Origin of the sequence: Blautia sp. MSK.18.38, from assembly GCF_024460535.1 — a bacterium.
Classification (GTDB): domain Bacteria; phylum Bacillota; class Clostridia; order Lachnospirales; family Lachnospiraceae; genus Blautia_A; species Blautia_A fusiformis.
In genome coordinates this window covers 40,161-64,451 of sequence record NZ_JANFYP010000023.1, presented here as the reverse complement: position 1 = coordinate 64,451, position 24,291 = coordinate 40,161, and the positions used below count along the sequence as shown (strand labels likewise).

Here is a 24,291-nt window from a genome sequence, read left to right as displayed (position 1 = left end):
TTTATGAAATTCGCAGTGTAGTTTTGTGCAATTTTTCAAATTTGCTCATTTATAGATCTTCAGTTTGAGATTTCGTACAAGCTTCAGGATATTAAATATCAGACAGATAAATTAACTGCGTACAGGACTGCACTTGTAAAGCACATGACTGAAAAAGTAAAAGAGCTCCCAAGAGATAGTTTTACAGTTCGCCAACATTTGAAATATGTAGAATTATATTCAGAAGAGTCGAACTATCAGATGCTTACTTATGAAGATACTTTACTTGTACGGGAAGAGGTTGCACCCTTGATTTTGCCTGAAAGTGATGAAGTAACAGCGGTACGTTTTGATGCACTTATGTATGGAATAGAACTTGCATCTCTGGTTGGAAAGAAATATACAAGTGCGCGAAAAGATCTTTTAAAAAAGGTTTCCGGAATTGCCGGAGTGGCAAATATACCGGAGATTCAGGCACAGACAGAGCTGATCGATCAGATTTTTCATACAGATTATGTGGAAAATGCAGGAATTGATGAATTTGAAAATATCAGGAAAAATCTGAGAGATCTTATGAAGTATATTCCGGATAAGAGCAGGAATAAATATATGACCAATTTTACAGACGAAATTCTTTCAACGGAATGGAAAGAAGCAGAATTGGAAAACAATGATCTGGAAAATTATAAGGTACGAGTAGAATATTATGTCCGACAGCATCAGGATAATTATGTGATATCAAAGCTGAAAAAGAATCAGCCACTTACAGAAAAAGATGTAGATGAACTGGAAAAAATTCTCTGGAGAGAGCTTGGTACAAAAGAGGATTATGAAGCAGAATTTGGCAGAAAGCCATTGGGAGAATTTGTCAGAGAAATGGTAGGTCTTGATATGAATGCAGCAAAGGAAGCTTTTTCAAAGTATCTTGAGGATGTAAATCTGGACAGCAGGCAGATTTATTTTGTAAATCAGATCATTGAGTATATTGTTCATAATGGAATGATGAAGGATCTTTCTGTTTTGCTGGAATCTCCGTTTACGGATCGTGGGAGCATTTCGGAAATCTTTACAGATATGGGTGTTTGGCTTGGAATAAAAAAAGTCATTGATACGATCAACGCAAATGCTGCTGCATAAACATCCTCCTCTGTGAAGCATAAAAATTTACCCGGATTTACAATAAATTTAACCATAAATCCGGTTGACAAAACCCGGCCGGGAACGTTATAATGGCCGGGTTGATAAAAAAATTAAGAAAAAAAGGCAGGTGAACAGAATGGACAGTTGTGATTCTCATGGGCGAAGTTGTAGCTCTCAGAGTGAAAGATGGAAAGAACAGAGCGAGATGAGACTGTTCCATTCTGTTTTAAGTGTACGGAATATCTGTGGGAATATTATATCTATATATCAGAAGGATATATTTGACAGGATGTATCGGTGTCATCAGAATCTGTACGGTATTATTACATTATAATTTCAGCAGGATTATAATAGATATCTTTTTCATTCTTCTCATTCTGAGAATCTTACAGTAAGGCGATCATGTATAAATTCATTTCGCTTTATACTCAAATCCCAAGGAAACACAATCGAAAATCAAACAGCACATAGACATGCTTTAACATGTCTGTTTTTGGTGTGCGTGTTTTGTGCGAAACTATGTGAGGAGGATGAGAAAATGACAAAAAGAAATCAGGATTTTTCAAAAGATATTTTGAGTCTGATCCGAAGCAGTGTTTCTCCGGCAGTTTTAAGTGAAAAGCTGCAGGATTTCCACGAAAACGATCTGGCGGAAGTATTAAGAGAATTAAGCACTGCGGAGCGCAGCAGACTATACCGTATCCTGGAAAGCGGTATGCTGGCAGATGTTTTTGAATATCTGGAGGAAGAAGAAACTGTACAATATCTGGAAGAGATGGATGTAAAAAAAGCGGCAGCCATTCTTTCCAAAATGGAAACCGATGCCCTGGCAGATGTTTTAAAGCAGATCGATAAAGAAAAACGCAAGCTTCTGATCCAGCTTCTGGATGAACAGGTGCGGAAAGATATCGAAATGATCCGCTCCTTTGATGAGGATGAGATCGGAAGCAGAATGACAACGAACTGCATTGTGATCCGTGAAAACCTGACCGTAAAGCAGGCTATGAGTGAGCTGGTTTCCCAGGCGGCAGATAATGATAATATTTCTACGATCTTTGCAGTGACGGACAGAGGGGAGTTTTATGGAGCGCTGGATCTGAAGGACCTGATCACAGCAAGACAGGACCACCCTATGGAAGAGCTGATCGTAACTTCCTATCCATATGTGTATGGTACTGAGCAGATCGACGACTGTATGGAACGGCTGAAGGATTATTCTGAAGATTCCATTCCTGTACTGGACGATGACAATCGTTTCCTTGGAGTGATCACATCCGCAGGGATCATCGATCTGGTAGACGATGAGATGGGAGAGGATTATGCAAAGCTGGCCGGTCTGACTGCAGAGGAAGATCTGAAAGAACCTCTTTTTGAAAGCATGAAAAAAAGAATGCCCTGGCTGATCGTTCTTCTGGGCCTTGGTATGGTGGTATCTTCTGTTGTGGGAATGTTTGAAAAAGTAGTTACCTGTCTGCCGATCATCATGTGCTTTCAGTCTCTGATCCTGGATATGGCAGGAAATGTTGGAACCCAGTCCCTGGCTGTAACCATCCGTGTACTGATGGATGAGACGCTGACGGGCAGACAGAAAGCAGAGCTTGTGCTGAAGGAAATGCGGATCGGTCTTTGCAACGGTGGTCTGCTCGGTATTCTGTCTTTTGTACTGATCGGATTGTATATTTTCTTATTCAAAGGAAAAACACTCGTATTTGCCTATGCGGTATCCGGCTGTATCGGATTATCCCTGTTGGTGGCCATGCTGGTATCCAGTGCAGTAGGAACCTGCATACCGCTGTTTTTCAAAAAGGTTGGTGTGGACCCGGCAGTAGCCTCAGGTCCTCTGATCACTACGATGAATGACCTTGTAGCCGTGATAACATACTATGGAATGAGCTGGATATTCCTGATCGAGATGTTCCACCTGGCTGGCTGAGAGTAAAATGCAGCTATGCTTATAAAAACAGACAGATATCAGAAATCTGTCGAATAACAGAAAAGTTACCAATACAAAAAAATTCCGGATCGAAAGATTCGGGATTTTTCTTTACATACAAACAGAAAGCTATTATAATGAAAGACACGCTTTGCCCGTTTAAAACGTTGCAGAAATAAATACAAACAACGGGCAGAAAAAAGAGAACAAAACGATCACATGGGGTGATTGGGGAAAGGAAACAGTAACATGATAGTAACAATGATCGAAAAGGTCTATACATTTCTGTGGGGAGATCTGATAAAGATCCCGCTTCCGGGAGGAAGTACGCTGGGAATCTCACTTCTGATCCTGCTTCTGATTCCGACCGGTATCTATTTTACCATCAGGACAAAGCTTCTGCCGATCCGTCTTTTTCCGGATATGGTACGAGCCCTGTCGGAAAAGAAAAGTGACAAAAATAATCTTTCAGCATTTCAGACGCTGATCGTGTCTACAGCTACCCGTGTGGGAATGGGAAACCTGGTCGGTGTGGTAGCTGCGATCTCGGCAGGAGGTGCAGGAGCGGTATTCTGGATGTGGATCACGGCGCTGATCGGTTCCTCCACTGCTTTTATCGAAGCAACCCTGGCACAGCTCTATAAAGAAAAGGATCCTCTTTATGGTGGCTACAGGGGCGGTCCTGCCTACTATATCCATCGCTACTGGGAAGAAAAACAGGGCAGAAAACGAAAAAAGGTTCTGCTTTCCGTTCTGTTTGCCATTTCCGGCCTGATCTGCTGGTGTGGAATCAGTCAGGTTATCAGCAATTCCGTCACGGCGTCTTTCAAAAATGCTTTTGATATTCCGCCGCTGTATACTACCATCGTGCTGGTAGTGATCGCAGCTGTGATCGTGCTTCGGAAGAATGCAACGGTTAAAGTTCTGGATCTTCTGGTGCCGGTGATGGCAGTGCTTTATTTTGTGATCACGCTGTTTATTATATTTACAAATCTCGGAAGTATGCCGGGAGTATTTAAACGGATTTTTGAAGAAGCTTTCGGATTTCGTCAGGCTGTTGCCGGCGGATTTGGCGTCGTGCTGATGAACGGAGTAAAAAGAGGCCTTTTTTCCAATGAGGCGGGAAGCGGCTCCGCTCCCTGTGCAGCAGCGGCAGCAGAATGTGACAGTCCGGTAAAAGCCGGATTTGTCCAGGCCCTGGGTGTATTTGTGGATACGATCGTGATCTGCAGCTGTACAGCTATGATCATGCTTCTGGCCCCGGAAGATCTGGTACAGGGGCTTTCCGGAATGGAACTTCTTCAGACTGCCATGCATTATCATATGGGACAGTTTGGAGTGATCTTTATTGCTGCAACACTGTTTATGTTCAGCTTTTCCACATTTCTGGGAATCCTGTTTTATGCAAGAGGCAATGTGGCTTATCTTTTTGGTGATAACTGGGGTTCACAGACAGGATATAAGGTGCTGGCACTGGTGATGCTGTTTATCGGTGGGATCGCGGCTTACACGTTTGTATGGGATCTGGGAGATGTAGGAATCGGCCTGATGACGATCTTTAATATTTTCATGCTGTATCCTCTTGGGGAAAAAGCACTGAAAGAGCTGAAGATCTATGAATCGGAAAAGAAGAAAAAATAAAACTGTTTACAGACCTTGAGAGCATATGGTAATATCAGGGTAAAGCGCTAAAAGATTAAAGAGTTCTGACAGCCGGAAGGAGTCAGACTCTGTGAAATATCAACGGTAAGTTGGATCAAGAGGAGGATATGAAAGATGTATATTACATGTCTGGACGTAGAAGGTGTACTGGTACCGGAGATCTGGATCGCATTTGCAGAGGCAAGCGGAATCCCGGAGCTCAAGAGAACAACCCGTGATGAGCCGGATTATGATAAGCTGATGAACTGGAGACTTGGAATTTTGAAAGAACATGGTCTGGGACTGAAAGAGATCCAGGAGACTATTGCAAAGATCGATCCCCTTCCGGGAGCAAAGGAATTTCTGGATGAGCTGAGATCTTTTTCCCAGGTGATACTGATCAGTGATACCTTTACACAGTTTGCAACTCCGCTGATGGAGAAGCTTGGACGGCCGACACTTTTCTGTAATTCCCTGGAAGTAGCAGAGAACGGAGAGATCACAGGCTTTAAGATGCGCTGTGAGAAATCCAAGCTGACAACTGTGAAGGCACTGCAGTCCATGGGATTTGAGACTATCGCAAGCGGAGATTCCTACAATGATCTCGGAATGATCCAGGCAAGCAAAGCAGGCTTCCTCTTCCGCAGTACAGAACAGATCCGTGCAGATCATCCGGAAATTCCTGCTTACGAAGAGTACGATGAACTTCTTGCAGCGATCAGAGAAGCAATGAAATGAAGAAGGGAAAGTCGGAATGATCAACGAAAGAATTGTGATCGAAGAAAAAACAAAGGACTATAATGAGGCATGGATAGAGACCTATTTCTGGCAGGAGTCGGAAGAACTCTATCCGGGGCAGAAGCGTCCGGTCATAGTGATCTGTCCGGGCGGAGCTTATGGCATGACTTCAGACAGAGAGGCAGAAGCCATTGCTGTCCGGTTTATGGGAATGGGCTATCACGCAGTGGTGCTTCGTTACAGTGTGGCACCTGCCAGATATCCGGTGGCCCTCCGTCAGCTGGCAAAAACAGTAGCTCTTCTCAGAGAGAACAGCGATAAGTGGCATATTGAAAAGAATAAGATCATTGTGTCCGGTTTTTCGGCAGGTGGCCATCTGGCAGCTTCTCTGGGAGTATTCTGGAATACGGAGGAGCTTGCTGGGATCACGGGAATGGAAAACGAGAGGATCCGTCCCAATGGCATGATCCTGAATTATCCGGTGATCACTTCAGGGGTAGCTGGTCATGAAGAAAGCTTCCGAAATCTTCTGGGAGATCGTTATGAGGAGCTGAAAGATCGGATGTCTCTGGAATTTCAGGTTACGGAAGATACACCCAGAACCTTTATCTGGCATACCTTTGAGGATCAGACGGTGCTGCTGGATAATACACTTCTCTTTGTTCAGGCACTCTATAAAAAGGGCATTCCAGTGGAGTATCATGTTTTTCCGCAGGGACCCCATGGGATCGGCCTGGCAAATGAGCTGACTGCCAACGAAAACGGCAGAGGAATCGCAAGAGCCTGTGAACCATGGAGTGAGCTTGCAGGAAAATGGCTGAACCGAGAATTCCCATGGTGGAACGGGGCAAAGATCGAAAGATAATACGAGACTGCTGTGTCGGATAAAATATCCTTTTTACCGGGAAACCGGTAGAGAGGGTATTTTTTATGATTGTGATGCATGTGATGACTGCTGTATTTGTCGGCTGTTTTGTCTGGCTCATCTGATGATAAAAGCTTTGCAGGGCTTTGGTGTGGATCTGGATCAACATTCACATTGCAGAAAGAAAGGAATTTTGATAATTATGGATAAAAATCAGATTTTTATTACCAGTGGTACGGAATATAAAAGAATGACAAAGGAGCTTCTGGAAAAAGCGGATCTTCAGTCTCATATCGGGGACAGAAAGAAAAAGATCGGGATCAAGCCGAATCTGGTTTCTCCTTCAGAGGCTTCCTGGGGTGCAACGACTCATCCGGAAGTGGTTGCAGGAATTATCGAGTATCTGAAGGAGCATGGCTTCCGGGATATGGTGATGCTGGAGGGATCCTGGGTAGGAGATAAGACAAGGGAGGCTTTTGAGACCTGTGGCTTTGACAGGCTTGAGGAAGAGTATCAGGTGCCGTTCTGGGATATGCAGAAGGATAAGGGGATTTCTGTGGACTGCGGTGGAATGGAGCTGAATGTCTGTGAGCGGGTAAAGGAGATTGATTTTCTGATCAATGTGCCGGTTTTGAAAGGCCATTGTCAGACAAAGATCACCTGTGCCCTTAAGAATATGAAGGGGTTGATCCCAAATAAGGAAAAGAGACGGTTTCATTCTCTGGGGCTTCATAAACCCATTGCTCATCTGAATATGGGGATACAGCAGGACTTTATTGTTGTGGATAATATCTGCGGGGATCTGGATTTTGAGGATGGCGGAAATCCTGTTGTGATGAACCGGGTGATGGCTGCCTGTGATCCGGTTCTTGTGGATGCATATGTGTGTCAGATGATGCATTATGAGGTAGCTGAGGTTCCTTATGTGAAGCTGGCAGGTGAGCTTGGCGTGGGCTGCTCAGATATTTCCAAAGCAGATGTCAGATTTCTGGAGGATGGTGCGGATCAGAGGATGCCGATATCCAGAAAGGTTGTGGAGCTTGCGGATGCCGTAGAGGAAGTGGAATCCTGCAGTGCCTGCTACGGGTATCTGATCCCGGCATTGGAGATGCTGAAGGAAGAGGGGCTTTTTGAGAAGCTGGATGAGAAGATCTGCATCGGACAGGGGTATCGTGGTAAGAAGGGAGTGCTTGGTGTGGGACACTGTACCTGTAAGTTTCAGAATTATGTGGAGGGGTGTCCGCCGTTGGAGGGGGATATATATGAGTTTTTGAAGGGGTATATTGGCGAACGGACGCCGGGGAAGTGACAGTCCTCCGGGCCGGACTCCGTCGGGGGATGCTGCTAAGGTTCCGTGAGCCGGCTAAAACCATTGCGGAAGGGCCCAGAACTTGCCTTCGGCTCAAACAGCTGGGCCCTTCCGCAATAACGCCGTCTCCCGCAACCTAACCCATCATCACCCCTCCTCCGTAGCAGCCCGGAAGACTGTCACTTCCCCGGCTGACGTTTCAGCCGGAGAGGTAGAAGCGGACGCGTGGTGTCCTGTCCTTACGTTTTGATGAGTTGAGCGTCCGCAGTTGGAGGTGTGGGAAGGATAGCGTCTGGTCAATAAATGTTTTGGTGTTGCTCAATGTGTTGGAATGGTGGGAAGGGTACGTCTTCTTGTTGAAAGGTGTTATGCCGATGAGATCGGCACAGCCTGGCGTTTTAAACAAACGCAGAATCCATCGCCCTGTCAGTAACGTAACATGACCAAAACGTACGATTTCTAGCGGGGCCTGAGGGAAGGGGTGCAGGGGAGGGGAAACGGCCTTTCGCAACTACGAGTGCTTCCCCTCCCCTGCGGTTTCACTTACGCTTCCAAAGCGTAAAAACATTTTTCAGAAAAAAAGAATCCTAAAGACATCTCTTTACAATCTCAATAATCTGCTCCATAGAAAACCGGCTGCTGTCAATACAGAGATCATACTGTGTCATATCCAGCCATTTGCTGTCTGTAAAGTATTCATAGTAAGCCTTTCTCTCTTTATCCATTTTTTTGACCAGTTTCCGTGCGCTGGCTTCTTCTCTGCCGGTACGGCGTATCACATTCTGAATTCTTTCCTCAAAAGGTGCATGGATAAAAAGTTTAAGAGATTTATCCTTCAGGATATTGGTCGCACAGCGGCCGACAATTACGCAGTCCTCTCTCTGCGGAAGAGACAGGATGATCTTTCTCTGGAGATCATAGAGCACATCGTTCATTGGTACAAAAGAGAAATTATCTGTAAACTGCAGCTCACTGTCAACGGGAAATACCCACTGACTGGCTTTTTTCTCGTCTACCTTTGCCAGGGTGTCGAAGGGGATATTGTTTTTTTTGGCAGCCATGTCGATCAGTTCTTTATCATAAAAACCGATGTCCAGGTTTTCAGCCAGAGTCTTGCCGATAAGGCGTCCGTTGCTTCCAAACATACGATTGATGGTGATAATACGTTTTGCCATAAAGATACCTCCTTTATTTCGGACCGGAAGCAGGAATATCTGATTTCCGGTAGTTTTTCTTACTTCTTTTATAACATATTTCAGTAAAAAATACCAGAAAATAATATATAATTTTTAAAATAATATTTAATATATACAAAAAATAATGACAGCAGACAGAAAATATAATTAATTATTTGTATTTGTATATGAAAAACAGGATGCCTTTTTCACCGGGTTTTCACAGATCACACAAAGTCTTTATGCATTTTTCTTTTAAAGTATTTTTAAAACAGAGAGAACATACACAGCATATTTTGAGGTTAAGGAAAATGAAACGACGGCGTAAAAGGCTTATGGTGATCATCCCGGTGGCGGCTGTCTGTGTGGCAGGTGCGGGAACTGTGGGATATTTTAAAGTGGCGTATACGAAGCCGGCGCAGAAAACAGCAGCGAAAACACAATCGGCGGAGGCGAAAAAAGGGAACCTTTCCAAGACAATTGTGAGTACCGGTAATCTGGACCTGGCAGAAAATGCGCTTACAGAGCTCCTGATGGAACGCTTTGAGCAGGACGAAGACGCTTTTTCCATTGTGGATCAGTCAGAGATCATGGAAGCCATGTCCGGTGTCACCAACACCATGTCTCTGATGATCAGAACAAATCGCGTTTTTTTATCTGGAAATCCGCACATTGATAAGGTATAATCTATAACAGTTAGAGGAATATCTCTGCCGGGAGGACGGAACTGCCGGCAGGGAACTGCCGAGAAAGGGATGACAGTAAATTTGAACATCGTGGAGAAATGTGTTTCATGCCTGAATATAAAAGAATCTTATGATCTGGCCAGGCGCATGGAACAGGAAAAAACAAATCCGGTTCTGGGATACCGTACAGCAGGCTCCCTGGCAGAGCGAAAAACCGGAGAAATGCTTTTGGAAGAAATGAAAAAAGCCGGTCTCACACAGGTAGATAAAGACAAGATCCGTGTGGATGCATGGGAATTTAAAAAAGCTGTGATGCGCTGCCATGACAGAGAGGGAACCTGCCGGGAGATCCAGCTTGGCGCATATCAGACGGATTTTAAGACCAATGGCTTTCAGAGGTTTGATCTTGTATATCTTGGAAAGGGTACAGCTGACGAATATAAGGATATCGATGTGAAAGGAAAGCTGGTTCTTATCGAGATCAATCAGAGAGAAGAATGGTGGATCAACTACCCGGTGTATCAGGCACACCTGAAGGGTGCAGCAGCTCTGATCGCCGTACAGAGCAGAGGATACGCACAGATCGATGATACGGCTTTGAATGCACAGGATATCGCAGGACCTTCCTGTGCGCCTGCATTTTCCATGTCACGGGCAGACTTTCTTATGATCCGTCGGCTGATGGAGGAAAAAAATGAGAATGGGAATCGTGTTCCGGAGCTTTCCGTGGAATTTGATGCGGACACAGAGGTGATCAGAGACCAGTATACCTACAATATCGTTGGCAAAATCCCGGGAACCGATTCGGATTCCATGATCCTGTTAAGTGCTCACTATGATTCCTATTTTGAGGGATTTCAGGATGATAATGCGGCAGTGGCCATGATCATTGGAATTGCCAGGGCGCTGCTCCGTGGTGGCTATAAACCTCGCCATACTATTGTGGTATGTGCTCTTGCAGCAGAAGAATGGGGGATTTCCGACACAAAATATGACTGGTCCACAGGTGCTTACCGCCAGGTATTTGAGGCGAGACCGGAGTGGCAGGGGCACGTGATCGCAGATCTGAATTTTGAGCTTCCGGCTCATGCACACAGTACCAGAGATGCAGTACGATGTACCTATGAGTATGCGGATTTTGTGCGCAGCTTCGTGGATGCTGTGCAGATGCCGGAGGGGATTTATCCGGAGGGCATGACCACGTTGTATCCCATTGAAACCTGGTCTGATGATTTTACCATGGCTATTTCCGGGATCCCGTCCATGGTCAATGATTTCAGCGGTGGTCCCTTTATGGAAAATTATTATCATTCCCAATACGATAACCAGGATGTTTATGAGGAAGAGGTATACAGATTCCATCATGAATTTTATCTGAAACTTCTTCTGGCTATTGACAGCCTTGCTCTGCCGCCAATGGATTTCGGGCGGGTACTGGACCAAAGTATTAAGACCCTGGATACGGATCTGTGTATGCAGACCGGCGCCGACAGTACACTCCTTCTGAAAAAAACAGAAGAGGCAAAAAAAGCGGCTGCCATCCTTGCAGAGCAGGTACGGCGCTTCAACAGCCTTCCGGAAGAAAAACGTGACTGGAAAAAAGCCGATGCCATTACCGAAAAGCTTCTCGGTGTATTCCGAAAATCCCAGGATTATCTGGTACGTCTGGACTGGGATGACAATGTGATCTTTCCGCAGCAGGCAGTGCAGAACAATCTTTATGCACTGAAGAAAGCGATGGGATATCTGGAAAAAAGAGAGATCGCACCTGCGCTGGAGGCTTTTTACAGTATTGACAACAACTGTTATGCCTTTCAGTTTGAGCGGGAAGTCTTTTATCATTTTACGGAATATATCTTGAAGCAGTCCCCGGATCGCCTGATGTGGGGAAAGGGCAGGATCATCCACCATGAGAACCTTTATGATCTTGTGGAAAGCCTGAAGGAAAAGAAGCCGGGTGACAGCCTGGAGGCAGAAAAGCAGAGCCTCAAGGAAGCCTGGGAAAGACAGAAGCGTTATTATGCGGATGATATTGAATATCTGATCCGTGCAGTGGAAAAGCTCAGGAATCTGATCTGCGAGGTCAGTGATATGTTTGAAAAAGGAACAGAATAAAACCATACCTGGAGGAAAGAATGGAAAGCCATAATTTATACCGAGTGAAAGAAGAAGATCTGGATAAGCTGATCCGGATATTGACCGTATGTTTTTCGGAGGATCCTCTGTATCATGCACTGATCCCGGACAGGGATACCAGAGAACGGCTGATGCCGGAGCTTTTTACCTGTGATCTTACGGAGTTTTTTGAGACCTGCGAGATCTATGCAGACAGCAGTGAGCTGAACAGTATCCTGGTAGTATCCGACGGAACGGAGCATGAAGCAGCCTTACATAATCTGATGGTGGATTTTTTTGCCCTTCTGAAAACAGATGGCTATCTGATCAAAGAGGATCCAAGTCTTGCGACCCTGCGGAAATTCATCCAGGGAAAAGACTATCTGAATTCCAGCTGGACTTCCCAGCTTCATACAGCAGAAAGGCTTCATGTGATCTATCTGGCAGTGGCGCCGAAGATGCAGCATCACGGTCTTGCTGAAAAGCTGATGGATGAGGTGATCGATTATGCGGACAGGCATAAGCTGATGATCTCTCTGGAAACCCATAATCCGGCAAATGTTTCCATGTATGAGAAATTCGGATTTAAATTATACGGCATTGTACAGAAAAAAGGATTTGATCTGAAGCAGTACTGCATGATCAAACAGGCATAGGAGGAATTACGATGAAACGAAAATGGTGGCATGACAAAGTGGTATATCAGATATACCCCAAGAGCTTTTATGATTCCAACGGAGACGGAATCGGAGACATCCCAGGAATCATCAGCAAGCTTGATTATCTTAAGGAACTGGGAGCAGATATCCTCTGGCTTTCCCCAATCTATAAATCTCCCCTTGCAGACCAGGGATATGACATTGCAGATTATTATGCGATTGATCCGAGGTTTGGGACCATGGAGGATATGGATCGTCTGATCGCAGAAGCAAAAAAAAGAGAAATGTACATCCTTATGGATCTGGTGGTAAATCACTGCTCCGATGAGCATGAGTGGTTTCAGCAGGCCATTAAGGATCCGGACGGAAAGTATGGAAATTTCTTTTATATCCGGGACAAAAAGGATGATAAAGCTCCCTGCAACTGGAGAAGCTATTTCGGTGGTCCGGTATGGGAAGAGCTTCCGGGACATCCGGATAAACAGTATCTCCATGTATTCCACAAGAAGCAGCCGGATCTCAACTGGGAGAATCCTGAAGTAAGAGAGGAAGTCTACAAAAACATCCGCTGGTGGATGGAAAAAGGGCTTGGCGGATTCCGTATTGATGCCATTATCAATATCAAGAAGAAGCTTCCGTTTTCCGATTATCCTGCCGATCGTGCAGATGGGCTCTGCAGCGTCGGGAGGATGCTGGAGGAGGCAGAAGGGATTGGAGAATTTCTGGGAGAGATGGCTGAGAAGTGCTTTCATCCCTATGATGCTTTTACTGTAGGAGAGGTCTTCAATGAAAAGGAAGATGAGATCAAAGATTTTATCGGAGAAAACGGATATTTTTCATCCATGTTTGATTTTGAAGAAACCTGTTACGGAAAGAGCGAGGATGGCTGGTATGCATCCAAACCGTACCTGACTCCGGAAGAGTACAAGAAGTGTATTTTCCATACGCAGAAAAAGATTGGGGATACCGGCATGATCTCCAACATTATTGAGAATCATGATGAGCCAAGAGGTGTCTGTCACTATATTTCTCCGGAAGACCGCTGTCCGGATTCAAGGAAGCTCCTGGCAGGTGTTTATTTTCTGCTGAAGGGAATTCCGTTTATTTATCAGGGTCAGGAGATCGGTATGGAAAATATGGAGTTTACTTCTATGGATCAGATCGATGACATCAGTACCATCGATGAATACCAGGTAGCGCTCCGTGCCGGATGCAGTGAAAAAGAAGCGCTTGATGCTGCTTCCGCATTTTCCAGAGACAATGCCAGAACTCCGGTACAGTGGAGCGCAGAGAAAAATGCGGGATTTTCAGAAGGAGAGCCGTGGCTTGGGGTCAATCCCAATTATAAGGAGATCAATGTAAAGTCCCAGTTAACGGACAGTGATTCCCTCCTTTCTTTCTACAAAAAGCTGACTGCACTGAGAAAAGCTCCGGAATATAAAGAAACGCTTGTATACGGAACATTCGCTCCATATCAGGAAGAACAGAAGAATCTGATCGCATATACAAGAAACGGTGAGAAAAATCTTCTGATCCTGGGAAATATGCAGGCACAGTCACAGAAGGTATCTTTGCCGGGAGAAGTAAAAGAGGTGCTTCTGAATAATCAGAAAGCTGTGGAGATCACAGAAAAAGAGATCATTTTGAAACCGTATCAGTTTATCGTTCTGGAGACCGCTGTCTAATGCGGCGTCAGAACAGCAGAGAAAAAAACAATAGCTATTTAGCTGACAGTCTGTTAAAATAAATGTTCGGCTGAAAAAACAGCCGTAAAGAAAGAGAATGAGAATTCAGAAGGGAATAAAGTATGCTGAAGATAAAGAATTACGTAAAGGCAGAAAGCCTTGAACAGGCATATGAACTGAACCAGAAAAGAACAGCCTGTGTGCTGGGCGGTATGGTCTGGCTGAAAATGGGAAACCGGAACATCATGACAGCCATTGATCTGTCAGGTCTTGGGCTGGATACTATTACAGAAACAGAAGAAGCATTTGTGATCGGCTGTATGACACCACTTCATGCGCTGGAAACCCACAAAGAGCTGAATGCCTATACAAACAGTGCTATCCGTGAAAGTGTACGGCACATTGTGGGTGTGCAGTTTCGAAACTGTGCCACAGTGGGCGGAAGTATTTTCGGAAGATTCGGATTTTCCGATGTACTGACCATGTTTCTGGCACTGGATACCTGGGTGGAGCTGTACAATGGCGGAACCATTCCGCTGGCACAGTTTGCATCCATGGAAAAGGATAACGATATCCTGGTAAATATCATTGTAAAAAAACAGCCGCTGAACAGTGTGTACTTAAGTCAGCGGAACAATTCCACAGATTTTCCTGTGCTCACCTGTGCGGCCGCTCTTATTGACGGAAAAGCAAGAACTGTCATTGGGGCCAGACCCGGAAAAGCAATGATCGTGGAAGATGAAGAGGAAATCTTAAAAGATTTTGTACAGATGAATGCACAGCAGAAAAAGGATGCAGCAGCATCTTTTGCCGCATATGCAGCGGAACATGTTTCTACAGACAAGAACATGCGTGCTTCAAAAGAATACAGAAGTCTTCTTGTGAAAGTCCTTACAAGAAGAGCCTGGGAAGAGATCGGAGGGAGAGCAGAATGAATATCACTTTCTGGCTGAATGGTGTAAAACGGCAGGCAGAGGTACGTCCGGATGAACTGCTTCTGGATTTCCTGCGGAAAAACAGCTGTTACAGCGTAAAACGTGGCTGTGAGACTGCAAACTGTGGTCTCTGTACTGTGCTGATGGATGAACGTCCGGTACTGTCCTGCTCCATGCTGGCTGCCCGCGCAGACGGGAAACGGATCGTGACTCTGGAGGGAATGCAGGAGGAAGCAAAGGAATTCGGCGCTTTTATGGCAAATGAGGGAGCAGAGCAGTGCGGATTCTGCAATCCGGGATTTATCATGAATGTATTTGCCATGTTAAAGGAACTGGAAGATCCCACAGAAGAGGATATCCTGGAGTATCTTTCCGGAAATCTGTGCCGTTGTTCGGGATTTGTGGGACAGACCAGAAGTATCCTGAAATTTCTCGACTATAAAAAAGGACAGGAGGAAGGAAAATGAAATACGTAAACAAGCCGGTGCCAAAAACAGATGCAATGTCGCTGGTAACCGGAAAACCGGTCTATACCGATGATCTTGCACCTTCTGACTGTCTGATCGTCAAGCTCTTAAGAAGTCCTCATGCCAATGCCTGGGTGGAAGAGATCAAGACAGATGCTGCAAAGAAGATCGAGGGGATTGCCTGTGTTCTGACCTATGAGGATGTTTCCCACAAAAGATTTACCCTGGCCGGGCAGACAGCGCCGGAGATCAGTCCATGGGATCGCTATATCATAGATAAGCATGTGCGTTTTGTAGGGGATCCGGTTGCCATCGTAGCCGGTGAGACAGAAGAGGCAGTAGATAAAGCCCTGAAACGCATTAAGGTAAAATATCGTGTGGAGGAAGCAGTTCTGGATATCCACACAGCCAAGGATAATCCCATTCTGGTGCACCCGGAGGATGACTGGTATATGCCGATCCCGGCCGGCGGAGATAATAAGCGTAATCTCTGTTCCTCCAATGTAGAAGAAGTGGGTGATGTGGATGCCATGCTGGAAAAATGTGCGTATACAGTAGATCAGGTTTACCACACAAAGGCAAATCAGCAGACCATGATGGAGACCTTCCGTACCTACTGTTATATGGACCATTTTCAGAGACTGACGGTGGTTTCTTCCACTCAGATCCCGTTCCATATCCGAAGGATCGTAGGAAATGCGCTGAACATTCCGTCTTCCAAAGTTCGTGTGATCAAGCCTCGTATCGGCGGGGGCTTTGGTGCAAAACAGTCTTCTGTCAGTGAGGTTTTCCCGGCACTGGTAACATGGGTTACCGGGCGTCCGTCCAAGATCGTTTTTTCCAGAAAGGAATCTATGATCGCGTCTTCTCCGCGTCATGAGATGGAAGTCCATATCCGTATGGGTGCAGACGAAAACGGTATTGTAAAGGCAATCGATCTTTATACTCTTTCCAACACCGGTGCCTATGGAGAGCATGGGCCTACAACCGTAGGACTTTCAGGCCATAAATCCATTGCGCTGTATCGTCATACGGAAGCCTACCGTTTTGCCTATGATGTTGTTTACACCAATATGCAGGCAGCTGGCGCTTATCGTGGCTATGGTGCCACACAGGGTATTTTTGCTGTGGAGTCCGCAGCAGATGAGCTGGCTCATAAGATGGGGATGGATCCGGTAAAATTCCGCGAGCTGAACATGCCTATGGAGGGAGAGGCACTTCCGGGATATCCGGATGTACCGATCAACGGCAGCTGTACCATGGATAAATGCCTCGCCCGTGCAAAGGAAATGATCGGATGGGATGAGAAATATCCGTTCCGTGATATGGGTAACGGCAAAGTACGGGGTGTCGGTATCGCTATGGCCATGCAGGGCTCATCTATTGCAGGGATCGATGTCGGCGGAGCAGACATTAAATTAAATGAGGATGGTTCCTATACCCTGGCACTTGGATGTTCTGATATGGGAACCGGCTGTGATACCATTCTTGCTCAGATGGCAGCAGACTGTCTGGATACAGATATGAAAAATATCGTGGTATTCAGTGTGGATACAGATATTTCTCCCTATGATTCCGGTTCTTATGCATCTTCCACAACCTATGCAACTGGAAATGCCGTGATCCAGGCCTGCGGAGAACTCAGAAAGAGAATCCACGCTTTTGGCGCACAGATGCTTGGAGTATCTGCAGAGGATTCTGATTTTGACGGAGAAAAAGTCCGCACAGAAGACGGAAAAGAGGTAACGCTGCAGCAGATCGCAGGAAAAGCGACCTGTGGAGTCTGCAGTGAGCTTCAGGTTGTAAAAGAATATTCTTCTCCGATCTCTCCGCCACCGTTTATGGTAGGTGCCGCTGAAGTGGAGGTCGATAAAGAGACCGGACAGATCGATGTCATTGATTATGTGGGCGTGATCGACTGTGGAACTCCGATCAATCCAAATCTTGCCAGAGTGCAGGCAGAAGGCGGTATCGGTCAGGGAATCGGAATGGTTCTGTATGAGGATGTGCAGTATACAGATAAGGGAAAGATCCGTAACAATTCTTTTATGCAGTATAAGATCCCCAACCGTATGGATATTCCGAAGGTGCGGATCGAGTTTGAGAGCAGCTACGAGAAGACAGGTCCTTTCGGTGCAAAATCCATTGGTGAACTTGTGATCGATACACCTTGTCCGGCTATTGCCAATGCGGTTTATAATGCAACAGGTGTACGTGTCAGAGAGCTCCCGATCACTCCGGAGAAGGTTGCAATGGGAATCCTTGCCAGAGAAGCCGGAGAGAAGGTGTGAAATGCAGGAGCTGATACTGGCAATTGCCGGACTGATCCTGGAGCTGCTGGTATTTTTCTGTGCAGGAAGTCTGCTGACACGGATACTGAAAATGAAGACGGAAGTAACCATGGAACTGGTCTTGGGATATCTTTTGTATTTTGCGGTTTTTGAGATACTTGCAGTTCCTATGACACTGAAATGGGTAAAACTGAGTACCTTTTCGTATCTGTGGATGGTGATCATGGCAGCTTGTGTACTGGCAGCATGTCTGTTTTCGCATAAACTTTGGAAGGGACAGCTGGACCGGATAGGAGAAACATTTCGGAAGCATTCACTGCTGCTGCTTTTGACCGCTGCGGCAGTGATCCTGCAGTGTTTTCTGGTGGCTGCATATCAGGACGTTACTGCAGATGCAACACATTATATTGGTGCAGTAAGCACTTCCGTGTATACAGACACTCTTGCCCGATACAGTCCGCTTACCGGTGTTATCCAGAGAAATTTTAATCTCCGCTATGATCTTTCTGCATATCCGATGAACAATGCGGTGTGGTGTGTCCTTCTGGGCATCCACCCGATCGTTCAGTCCAAGGTCGTGATGTCTGTGATCAACATGCTGATGATCAATCTTCTGATCTACCAGATCGGAAAAAGCTTTTTTCGTGGAGATGAAAAAAAAGCAGACCTGATGGTTCTTTTTGTGTGTCTGATGCAATTGTTTTCTTTTTCTATCTATACAACAGGAACCTTTGCGTTTATGCGGGTTTATGAAGGGAAGGCCCTGCTGGCAAATATTTCTATTCCGGCAGCGCTTCTGGTAAGTATACGGCTCTGGCTCAACAAAGATGGCAGAAATAAAGAGAGCTGGGTGCTGCTTTTCATTGCTGCAGTCAGTGCGCTGACGTTTTCAGGATCCTCCCTTATTTATCCTGCGGTAGTCAGTACGGCGATCCTTCCGGTGATGGTGCTGAAGAAAAAGCTTTCCTACGCGATTCCCTATGTGCTTTGTATGCTGCCGGGATTTTTGTATGCCCTGGTTTATTTTTCGGCGAAGCTTGGATGGATCGCATTTCCGGCATCATAGGAAACTGGGAAGATACTATGGATAGGAGAAGAAAATGGCGGGAGTAACGATCGAAGAACTGGGACTGCGTTTTGTGCAGATCTGTATGGAAAATTACTGGAGTGGCTGTATGCTGCCTGTATTTTTTCTGGCAGGTATACTCTGGGATATTTTTTACCGCAGGAGAAAAGAATCTAGAGTATTCCTGTATTATCTAGTCTTTCTGGCACTTACGGTATATAATCCGGTTCTTGTAAAATATGTGATACCAAAGGTACATTTTGAAAGTGAATATTATCGCTTTATCTGGATCCTTCCGGTGATCCCGGGTGCTGCCTATTATGCTGTACGGATCGTAGAAGCGGTAAGGTTTCGATGGCTGAAGGCTGTAACAGCGCTGATCCTTGCGGCAGTGATCGTCACTACGGGGACACCTGTTCCCGGCATTGCAAAAGATTATGTGATGGCGGAAAACATCTATAAAGTCCCGAATGAGCTGCGCTCAGTATGCGATGTGATCCATCAGGACTGCGATAAAGAACAACCCAAGGTTGTTTTTGACAATGAGCTGAATCTGGTGGCTAGACAGTATGATCCGTCACTGATTCTTGTTCTGGATCGTAATTTTATCCTGTATCGTGCAGGAAGTACTGTGGTAGGAAACTACGAAAACAGCAAGGCCTACCAGATCCAGAAAGTGATCATGGATGTGATCAGTTATCAGATGGATGTAGGGATCGATAAGTTCCGGCAGGTATTGAAAAGAACGGAAACCGATTATCTCGTTCTTCCGGTAGATCTTACAAATCATGACTATATCCGTCAGGCAGGATGTACCCCTATTGCACAGACAGAAAAATATGTGGTATACAGGTTTGAAGGGTGAATGTGTTCGCCCTTCTGGCCTGGAAAAATGACTAAAGTGCGTAAAATGATACGGAGAACGGAGTGAACAGCAACCATAAAATGTGTGATGAATATGTACTGTTTAAAAAAATCTTTACAATTTCATGGATTTGTGTTAAAATCATAAACAGTGTAAACCTACTTTGATAATTTCATACCTGAATTTAGAAGTTATGTTTTTCATTATGCACCTGTAGCTCAGTGGATAGAGCAGTGGTTTCCGGTACCATGTGCGGGGGTTCGATTCCCTTCAGGTGTGTTACCCGGAACAGTGGGAATTGTTCCGGCGTGTTGTTATGATAAGGAGGACAAGAACTTGGATGATTTCAGAGAATGGTTATCAGATAACCTTCGCTATTTTATGTTAGGCGGAGCCATTCTGGTGATCGTGCTTGTTCTGATCTTTGGCGTCCGCGCCTGTGTTGGAGGTAAGAAGGGGAATTCCAATAAAGATCAGACAACAGCCCAAAGTAACCAGGAAAATGATCCTTCTTCTCCGGCAAATGATGGGGAGACAGACGAGAAGAAAGACGCCAGTTCCGCGGCAGATACGGATGCGGAGACAACCATGGAAAAAGCCAGCACGGAAGTAACCGAGCTGATTCAGAGCTATTATAAAGCTTTTGGGGAAAAAGACATTGCAACACTTAAGACGATTGAGGACGGATTTACGCCGGCTGACGAGTCGCAGATTAATTCAAGGGATTATATTGATGGGTATGAAGTACAGAATGTTTACGCTAAGAAGGGACTGACGGACGATTCGTATGTCGTTTATGTAGTCTTTAATTATATCTGTACTGGAATTGAGACTCCGGTTCCGGCACTGAGCCAGTTTTATGTGGAGACGGGCAGTGACGGCAATCTGAAGATCAAAGGTGGTGCTGATGACGATGCAGATATCAGTGCCTATGTGAAAAAACTGGAATCTGAGAAGGATGTGCAGGAGCTTATCACAAAGGTAAAGACGGACTATGAAGCTGCGCAGGAGAGTGATCCCTCTCTGGCAGAATTCCTTCAGGGCCTTGGTGAAGATGCCAGTGCTTCCGCAGATGCAGGAACAATGCTTACAGTTACAGAGGATTGTAATGTTCGTGCTTCCGCAGATTCAGAGGGTGAGGTTATCGGTGGTTTTTCTGCAGGAACGGAAGTTGAAAAGAAAGGGCAGGAAGGCGACTGGATACAGGTTGATTATGATGGACAGACCGGTTATGTCTATAGTGGTCTGTTAGAATAATAAGGGTTAATAAAATGCAGGTTCCGGAAGAACCTGCATTTTTGTTGCCCTGATATAACGAAAGATCATTTTTTGAGTGAACCGTCTGCTGCCAATGTATATTTTTTTCCATTTACGGTGATGGTTCCGGTCTGCATGATTCCGTCTTCGTCCAGATAATAACGTTTTTTGCCTAGGGTGATCCAGCCGGTCTGCATGATTCCGTCCTTATTGAAATAATATCGATGACTATCTGTGTCGGTAAGCCATCCGGTATAGGCGGTTCCGTCAACCATAAATTTCCAGTTGGTGCCATCCGGTGTCCAGACTCCGTTTTCTGCCTCCGGCGAAACCTTTTCTGTTTCGGGAATCTCTGTGGGAACAGGAGACGGTGTGGCGGAAGGTGAGGGAGCGCCGGAAAATATCGATGCATCTGTATGGTGATCGCGATCTGAACTTGGTTCAATAGTCGAAATATCGCTGGTATTTATGGAAACTACGGAAGTACTGCTGCTTTCAAAAGGACCGGCCGATGACTGGGTAAAGAGAATACCGCAGATCAGACACAGGAAAACAGCGACAAAGATCAGCAGCCGGTTCATACGTGGAGTATGCTCTGACATGATTTTCCTCCTGATATTTAAGTATATTTCTGTTTATCATACAATAATGAGCAAGAAAATACAAGAAAAATAACCGGTTGCGAACACGTGGGAAAAAATATATAATAGAACAATGGACGAAAAAATCAGAATCAATAAATATTTAAGCGATATAGGAGTCTGCTCAAGAAGAGAGGCAGACCGCCTGACAGAAGCGGGGAGGGTTACTGTCAATGGAGAACTGGTTTCCACAGGAATGAAGATCCTTCCGGATGCGGAGATCTGTATTGACGGAAAGCCTGTAAAAAAACAGGAAAAAAAGATCCTGCTTCTTTTTCATAAACCAAAAGGGATTGTCTGCAGTACCAAGCAGCAGCGGAATGAGATGACAGTAACAGAATATCTGGATTATCCGGTGCGGATCTATCCCATAGGACGGCTGGATAAAGATTCCGAAGGACTGCTTCTCCTTACCAATGAAGGAGATCTGGTGAACCGTATCATGAAGGCGGGGAACTACCATGAAAAGGAATATCAGGTGACCGTGAATAAACCGGTGACAGAAGAATTTATCCGTGGTATGGGCGGCGGAGTGCCGATCCTTGATACGGTCACACGTCCCTGCAAGGTTACAAAAACAGGGAAAAACAGTTTTCGTATCATCCTTACCCAGGGTCTGAACCGCCAGATCCGTCGTATGTGTGAATATTTCGGATATAAAGTCGTAACACTGAAACGTGTTCGGATCATGAATCTGTATATTGATGGCCTGGAAGAGGGGAAATATCGTGAGATCCGACCGGAAGAACGAAAAGAACTGGAGGAGATGCTTTCCTCCGAAAAATCAGAAAAAAGGACGGGAGGAAGCCATGAACGAATCATCCATAAAAAAAATGAAAGAGCTGGGAGAAAAGCTCCGGGAAGCGTCCAGGGCCTATTATCAGGAAGACAGGGAGATCATGTCCAACGTGGAGTACGACGCCCTGTACGACACTCTGAGCGCACTGGAGAAAGAAACAGGGATCGTTCTGGCAGACAGTCCAACCGTTAATGTAGGATATGAGGCAGTGGAGCAGCTCCCCAAGGAAGAACATGAGAGACCGATGCTGTCTCTGGATAAGACTAAAGAGAGAGAAGCTTTGAGAGAGTTTATCGGGGAACATCCTACACTTTTATCCTGGAAGCTGGATGGCTTAACGATCGTGCTTACCTATGAAAACGGAGAGCTTATAAAGGCAGTTACCAGAGGAAATGGTATTGTGGGAGAGGTTATTACCAATAATGCCAGAGTATTTAAGAACATACCTTTGAAAATTTCTTTTAAAGGGAGACTGGTACTTCGCGGAGAAGCCATCATTACCTATTCGGATTTTGAAAAGATCAACGAAACCATCGGAGATGCAGATGCCAAATACAAAAATCCCAGAAATCTCTGCAGTGGTTCTGTCCGCCAGCTGAATAACGAAATTACAGCGAAGAGAAACGTACGGTTTTATGCTTTTTCTTTAGTGAGTGCGGAAGGCGTGGATTTCCGGAATTCCAGGGAGGTGCAGTTTCGGTGGCTGAATGAACAGGGCTTTGAAGTTGTGGAATATCGAAAAGTCACAGCGGAAACTCTGGATGAAGCGATGGATTACTTTGCGGAAGCAGTTACGACCAATGATTTTCCGTCAGATGGGCTTGTGGCATTGTATGATGATATTGCTTACGGAGAATCTCTGGGAACTACGGCCAAGTTTCCAAGGAACGCCATGGCATTTAAATGGGCCGATGAGATGCGTGATACGAGACTTCTGGAGATTGAGTGGAGCCCGTCCAGGACCGGACTGATCAATCCGGTAGCAATTTTTGAGCCGGTGGAACTGGAAGGAACCACAGTGAGCAGGGCCAGTGTGCATAACATCAGTATCATGAAGGAACTGAAGCTGGGGATCGGAGATACCATTCGTGTATACAAAGCAAATATGATCATTCCTCAGATCGCGGAAAATCTGACCGGAAGCGGTAATGCACCGATCCCGCATACCTGCCCGGCCTGCGGACAGGAAACGGTAGTGAAGAAAGAAAACGATGTGGAATGTCTTTTCTGCGTCAATCCGGGGTGCCCGGCCAAGAAGATCAAATCCTTTGGGCTTTTTACAAGCAGGGATGCCATGAATATCGACGGACTTTCCGAGGCAACACTGGAGAAATTTATTGCCAGGGGATTTATCCATGATTTTGGCGATATTTTTGAGATCAGCCGGTATAAAGATGAGATCGTGGAAATGGAAGGCTTTGGGCAGAAATCCTATGATAATCTTATGGAAAGTCTGGAACGGGCGAAAGAGACTACACTTCCAAGGGTGATCTACAGTCTTGGGATCGCAAATATCGGTTTGGCTAATGCAAAGGTGATCTGCCGTCATTTTGACAATGATCTGGACAGGATACGTCATGCCAGTCTGGAAGAGGTCAGTGATATTGATACCATCGGGCCGGTCATTGCCGGAAATCTGGTAGCTTATTTTAGGGATGAGGATAATAATCGCCGCCTGGATCATCTGATGAGATTTCTTCATATTCAGGAGGACAGTCCCAAACAGGAACAGATCTTTGAAGGAATGAATTTTGTGATCACAGGAAGTCTGGTGCACTTTGGAAATCGAAGTGAGGCCAAAGAGCTGATCGAATCCCTGGGAGGCAAGGTTACCGGTTCAGTTACCAAAAAGACCAATTATCTGATCAATAACGACATCCAGTCCAATTCATCCAAAAACAAAAAGGCAAGAGAACTGGGGATTCCGATCCTTTCAGAAGAAGATTTTCGGAAACTTGCCGGAGTGCAGTAAAGGCCGTACAGACTGGAGATACTTTTTATCTGAAGAAAAAAGCCGAGCGGCTCCTTTATAAGAGACGCTTCAT

Annotated in this window: 18 protein-coding genes, 1 tRNA gene and 2 pseudogenes; 19 read left to right on the top strand and 2 right to left on the bottom strand. The window is 45.5% G+C overall.

The window, feature by feature from the left end; translation table 11 throughout:
• Positions 1 to 54: 54 nt before the first annotated feature.
• From NE638_RS13805 to NE638_RS13780, 6 genes and pseudogenes are all read left to right on the top strand, one after another.
• Positions 55 to 1,116, top strand: a pseudogene (locus tag NE638_RS13805) (type I restriction-modification enzyme R subunit C-terminal domain-containing protein); the annotation flags it as partial.
• Between the two features lie 541 nt (positions 1,117 to 1,657).
• Entirely contained in the window at positions 1,658 to 3,052 is a 1,395-nt protein-coding gene (gene mgtE / locus NE638_RS13800; RefSeq protein ID WP_173746421.1) for a magnesium transporter, read from the top strand.
• Positions 3,053 to 3,301: 249 nt separating this feature from the next.
• A complete protein-coding gene (locus NE638_RS13795) occupies positions 3,302 to 4,693 on the top strand; it encodes an alanine/glycine:cation symporter family protein (protein WP_059085580.1) in 1,392 nt (463 codons plus the stop codon).
• Between the two features lie 135 nt (positions 4,694 to 4,828).
• The gene (thrH, locus tag NE638_RS13790; protein WP_015524708.1) at positions 4,829 to 5,431 is read left to right on the top strand and encodes a bifunctional phosphoserine phosphatase/homoserine phosphotransferase ThrH; all 603 of its coding nucleotides are present in this window, start codon (positions 4,829 to 4,831) and stop codon (positions 5,429 to 5,431) included.
• Positions 5,432 to 5,447: 16 nt separating this feature from the next.
• Positions 5,448 to 6,296, top strand: coding sequence for an alpha/beta hydrolase (locus NE638_RS13785; RefSeq protein WP_147603050.1), 849 nt, complete (start codon positions 5,448 to 5,450; stop codon positions 6,294 to 6,296).
• Positions 6,297 to 6,498: 202 nt separating this feature from the next.
• Positions 6,499 to 7,605 (top strand): DUF362 domain-containing protein, encoded by a 1,107-nt coding sequence (locus tag NE638_RS13780; protein WP_173746419.1) that lies wholly within the window; start codon positions 6,499 to 6,501, stop codon positions 7,603 to 7,605.
• A gap of 587 nt (positions 7,606 to 8,192) precedes the next feature.
• Here NE638_RS13780 and NE638_RS13775 read toward each other — a convergent pair.
• On the bottom strand, positions 8,193 to 8,780 hold the full coding sequence (locus NE638_RS13775; RefSeq protein ID WP_059085584.1) for a cytidylate kinase-like family protein: 588 nt from the start codon (positions 8,778 to 8,780) through the stop codon (positions 8,193 to 8,195).
• A gap of 311 nt (positions 8,781 to 9,091) precedes the next feature.
• Between NE638_RS13775 and NE638_RS13770 the strand changes: the two genes are divergently transcribed.
• From NE638_RS13770 to NE638_RS13720, 11 genes are all read left to right on the top strand, one after another.
• On the top strand, positions 9,092 to 9,466 hold the full coding sequence (locus NE638_RS13770; RefSeq protein ID WP_173746417.1) for a hypothetical protein: 375 nt from the start codon (positions 9,092 to 9,094) through the stop codon (positions 9,464 to 9,466).
• Positions 9,467 to 9,535: 69 nt separating this feature from the next.
• On the top strand, positions 9,536 to 11,581 hold the full coding sequence (locus NE638_RS13765; protein WP_244094850.1) for a M28 family peptidase: 2,046 nt from the start codon (positions 9,536 to 9,538) through the stop codon (positions 11,579 to 11,581).
• Positions 11,582 to 11,601: 20 nt separating this feature from the next.
• Positions 11,602 to 12,237: a GNAT family N-acetyltransferase gene (locus NE638_RS13760; RefSeq protein WP_015524714.1), complete on the top strand. Its 636-nt coding sequence runs from the start codon at positions 11,602 to 11,604 to the stop codon at positions 12,235 to 12,237.
• Between the two features lie 11 nt (positions 12,238 to 12,248).
• Entirely contained in the window at positions 12,249 to 13,925 is a 1,677-nt protein-coding gene (locus NE638_RS13755; RefSeq protein ID WP_022426070.1) for an alpha-glucosidase, read from the top strand.
• A gap of 122 nt (positions 13,926 to 14,047) precedes the next feature.
• Complete coding sequence (locus NE638_RS13750) at positions 14,048 to 14,860, top strand: FAD binding domain-containing protein (RefSeq protein WP_022426069.1); 813 nt, start codon at positions 14,048 to 14,050, stop codon at positions 14,858 to 14,860.
• Positions 14,857 to 15,327: a (2Fe-2S)-binding protein gene (locus tag NE638_RS13745; RefSeq protein WP_015524717.1), complete on the top strand. Its 471-nt coding sequence runs from the start codon at positions 14,857 to 14,859 to the stop codon at positions 15,325 to 15,327. Before NE638_RS13750 ends, NE638_RS13745 begins: the two co-directional genes overlap by 4 nt.
• Positions 15,324 to 17,618 carry a xanthine dehydrogenase family protein molybdopterin-binding subunit gene (locus tag NE638_RS13740; protein ID WP_110102172.1) on the top strand — a complete coding sequence of 765 codons (2,295 nt, stop codon included), beginning with the start codon at positions 15,324 to 15,326 and terminating at the stop codon, positions 17,616 to 17,618. Before NE638_RS13745 ends, NE638_RS13740 begins: the two co-directional genes overlap by 4 nt.
• A 1-nt stretch (position 17,619) precedes the next feature.
• On the top strand, positions 17,620 to 18,684 hold the full coding sequence (locus NE638_RS13735) for a DUF6077 domain-containing protein (protein WP_173746415.1): 1,065 nt from the start codon (positions 17,620 to 17,622) through the stop codon (positions 18,682 to 18,684).
• Between the two features lie 34 nt (positions 18,685 to 18,718).
• Entirely contained in the window at positions 18,719 to 19,549 is an 831-nt protein-coding gene (locus NE638_RS13730; protein ID WP_021650909.1) for a hypothetical protein, read from the top strand.
• Positions 19,550 to 19,756: 207 nt separating this feature from the next.
• Positions 19,757 to 19,828 (top strand) — tRNA-Arg (locus tag NE638_RS13725).
• Positions 19,829 to 19,885: 57 nt separating this feature from the next.
• A complete protein-coding gene (locus NE638_RS13720) occupies positions 19,886 to 20,806 on the top strand; it encodes an SH3 domain-containing protein (RefSeq protein WP_022426066.1) in 921 nt (306 codons plus the stop codon).
• Positions 20,807 to 20,871: 65 nt separating this feature from the next.
• Here the strand turns inward: NE638_RS13720 and NE638_RS13715 are convergent, their stop codons facing one another.
• A complete protein-coding gene (locus NE638_RS13715; protein ID WP_173740488.1) occupies positions 20,872 to 21,408 on the bottom strand; it encodes an N-acetylmuramoyl-L-alanine amidase family protein in 537 nt (178 codons plus the stop codon).
• Between the two features lie 112 nt (positions 21,409 to 21,520).
• On the opposite strand from NE638_RS13715, the pseudogene NE638_RS13710 reads away from it, so the two are divergent.
• Both NE638_RS13710 and ligA read left to right on the top strand, forming a co-directional pair.
• Positions 21,521 to 22,171, top strand: a pseudogene (locus tag NE638_RS13710) (pseudouridine synthase); the annotation flags it as partial.
• Between the two features lie 85 nt (positions 22,172 to 22,256).
• Positions 22,257 to 24,218 carry an NAD-dependent DNA ligase LigA gene (gene ligA, locus NE638_RS13705; RefSeq protein WP_110102176.1) on the top strand — a complete coding sequence of 654 codons (1,962 nt, stop codon included), beginning with the start codon at positions 22,257 to 22,259 and terminating at the stop codon, positions 24,216 to 24,218.
• Positions 24,219 to 24,291 lie beyond the last annotated feature (73 nt).

Coding starts and splice junctions, on each gene's coding strand:
- NE638_RS13730 (WP_021650909.1), top strand. CDS start 18,719: ATGGCGGGAGTAACGATCGAAGAACTGGGACTGCGTTTTGTGCAGATC.
- thrH (WP_015524708.1), top strand. CDS start 4,829: ATGTATATTACATGTCTGGACGTAGAAGGTGTACTGGTACCGGAGATC.
- NE638_RS13785 (WP_147603050.1), top strand. CDS start 5,448: ATGATCAACGAAAGAATTGTGATCGAAGAAAAAACAAAGGACTATAAT.
- mgtE (WP_173746421.1), top strand. CDS start 1,658: ATGACAAAAAGAAATCAGGATTTTTCAAAAGATATTTTGAGTCTGATC.
- ligA (WP_110102176.1), top strand. CDS start 22,257: ATGAACGAATCATCCATAAAAAAAATGAAAGAGCTGGGAGAAAAGCTC.
- NE638_RS13755 (WP_022426070.1), top strand. CDS start 12,249: ATGAAACGAAAATGGTGGCATGACAAAGTGGTATATCAGATATACCCC.
- NE638_RS13750 (WP_022426069.1), top strand. CDS start 14,048: ATGCTGAAGATAAAGAATTACGTAAAGGCAGAAAGCCTTGAACAGGCA.
- NE638_RS13740 (WP_110102172.1), top strand. CDS start 15,324: ATGAAATACGTAAACAAGCCGGTGCCAAAAACAGATGCAATGTCGCTG.
- NE638_RS13765 (WP_244094850.1), top strand. CDS start 9,536: ATGACAGTAAATTTGAACATCGTGGAGAAATGTGTTTCATGCCTGAAT.
- NE638_RS13775 (WP_059085584.1), bottom strand. CDS start 8,780: ATGGCAAAACGTATTATCACCATCAATCGTATGTTTGGAAGCAACGGA.
- NE638_RS13735 (WP_173746415.1), top strand. CDS start 17,620: ATGCAGGAGCTGATACTGGCAATTGCCGGACTGATCCTGGAGCTGCTG.
- NE638_RS13715 (WP_173740488.1), bottom strand. CDS start 21,408: ATGTCAGAGCATACTCCACGTATGAACCGGCTGCTGATCTTTGTCGCT.
- NE638_RS13745 (WP_015524717.1), top strand. CDS start 14,857: ATGAATATCACTTTCTGGCTGAATGGTGTAAAACGGCAGGCAGAGGTA.
- NE638_RS13770 (WP_173746417.1), top strand. CDS start 9,092: ATGAAACGACGGCGTAAAAGGCTTATGGTGATCATCCCGGTGGCGGCT.
- NE638_RS13780 (WP_173746419.1), top strand. CDS start 6,499: ATGGATAAAAATCAGATTTTTATTACCAGTGGTACGGAATATAAAAGA.
- NE638_RS13760 (WP_015524714.1), top strand. CDS start 11,602: ATGGAAAGCCATAATTTATACCGAGTGAAAGAAGAAGATCTGGATAAG.
- NE638_RS13795 (WP_059085580.1), top strand. CDS start 3,302: ATGATAGTAACAATGATCGAAAAGGTCTATACATTTCTGTGGGGAGAT.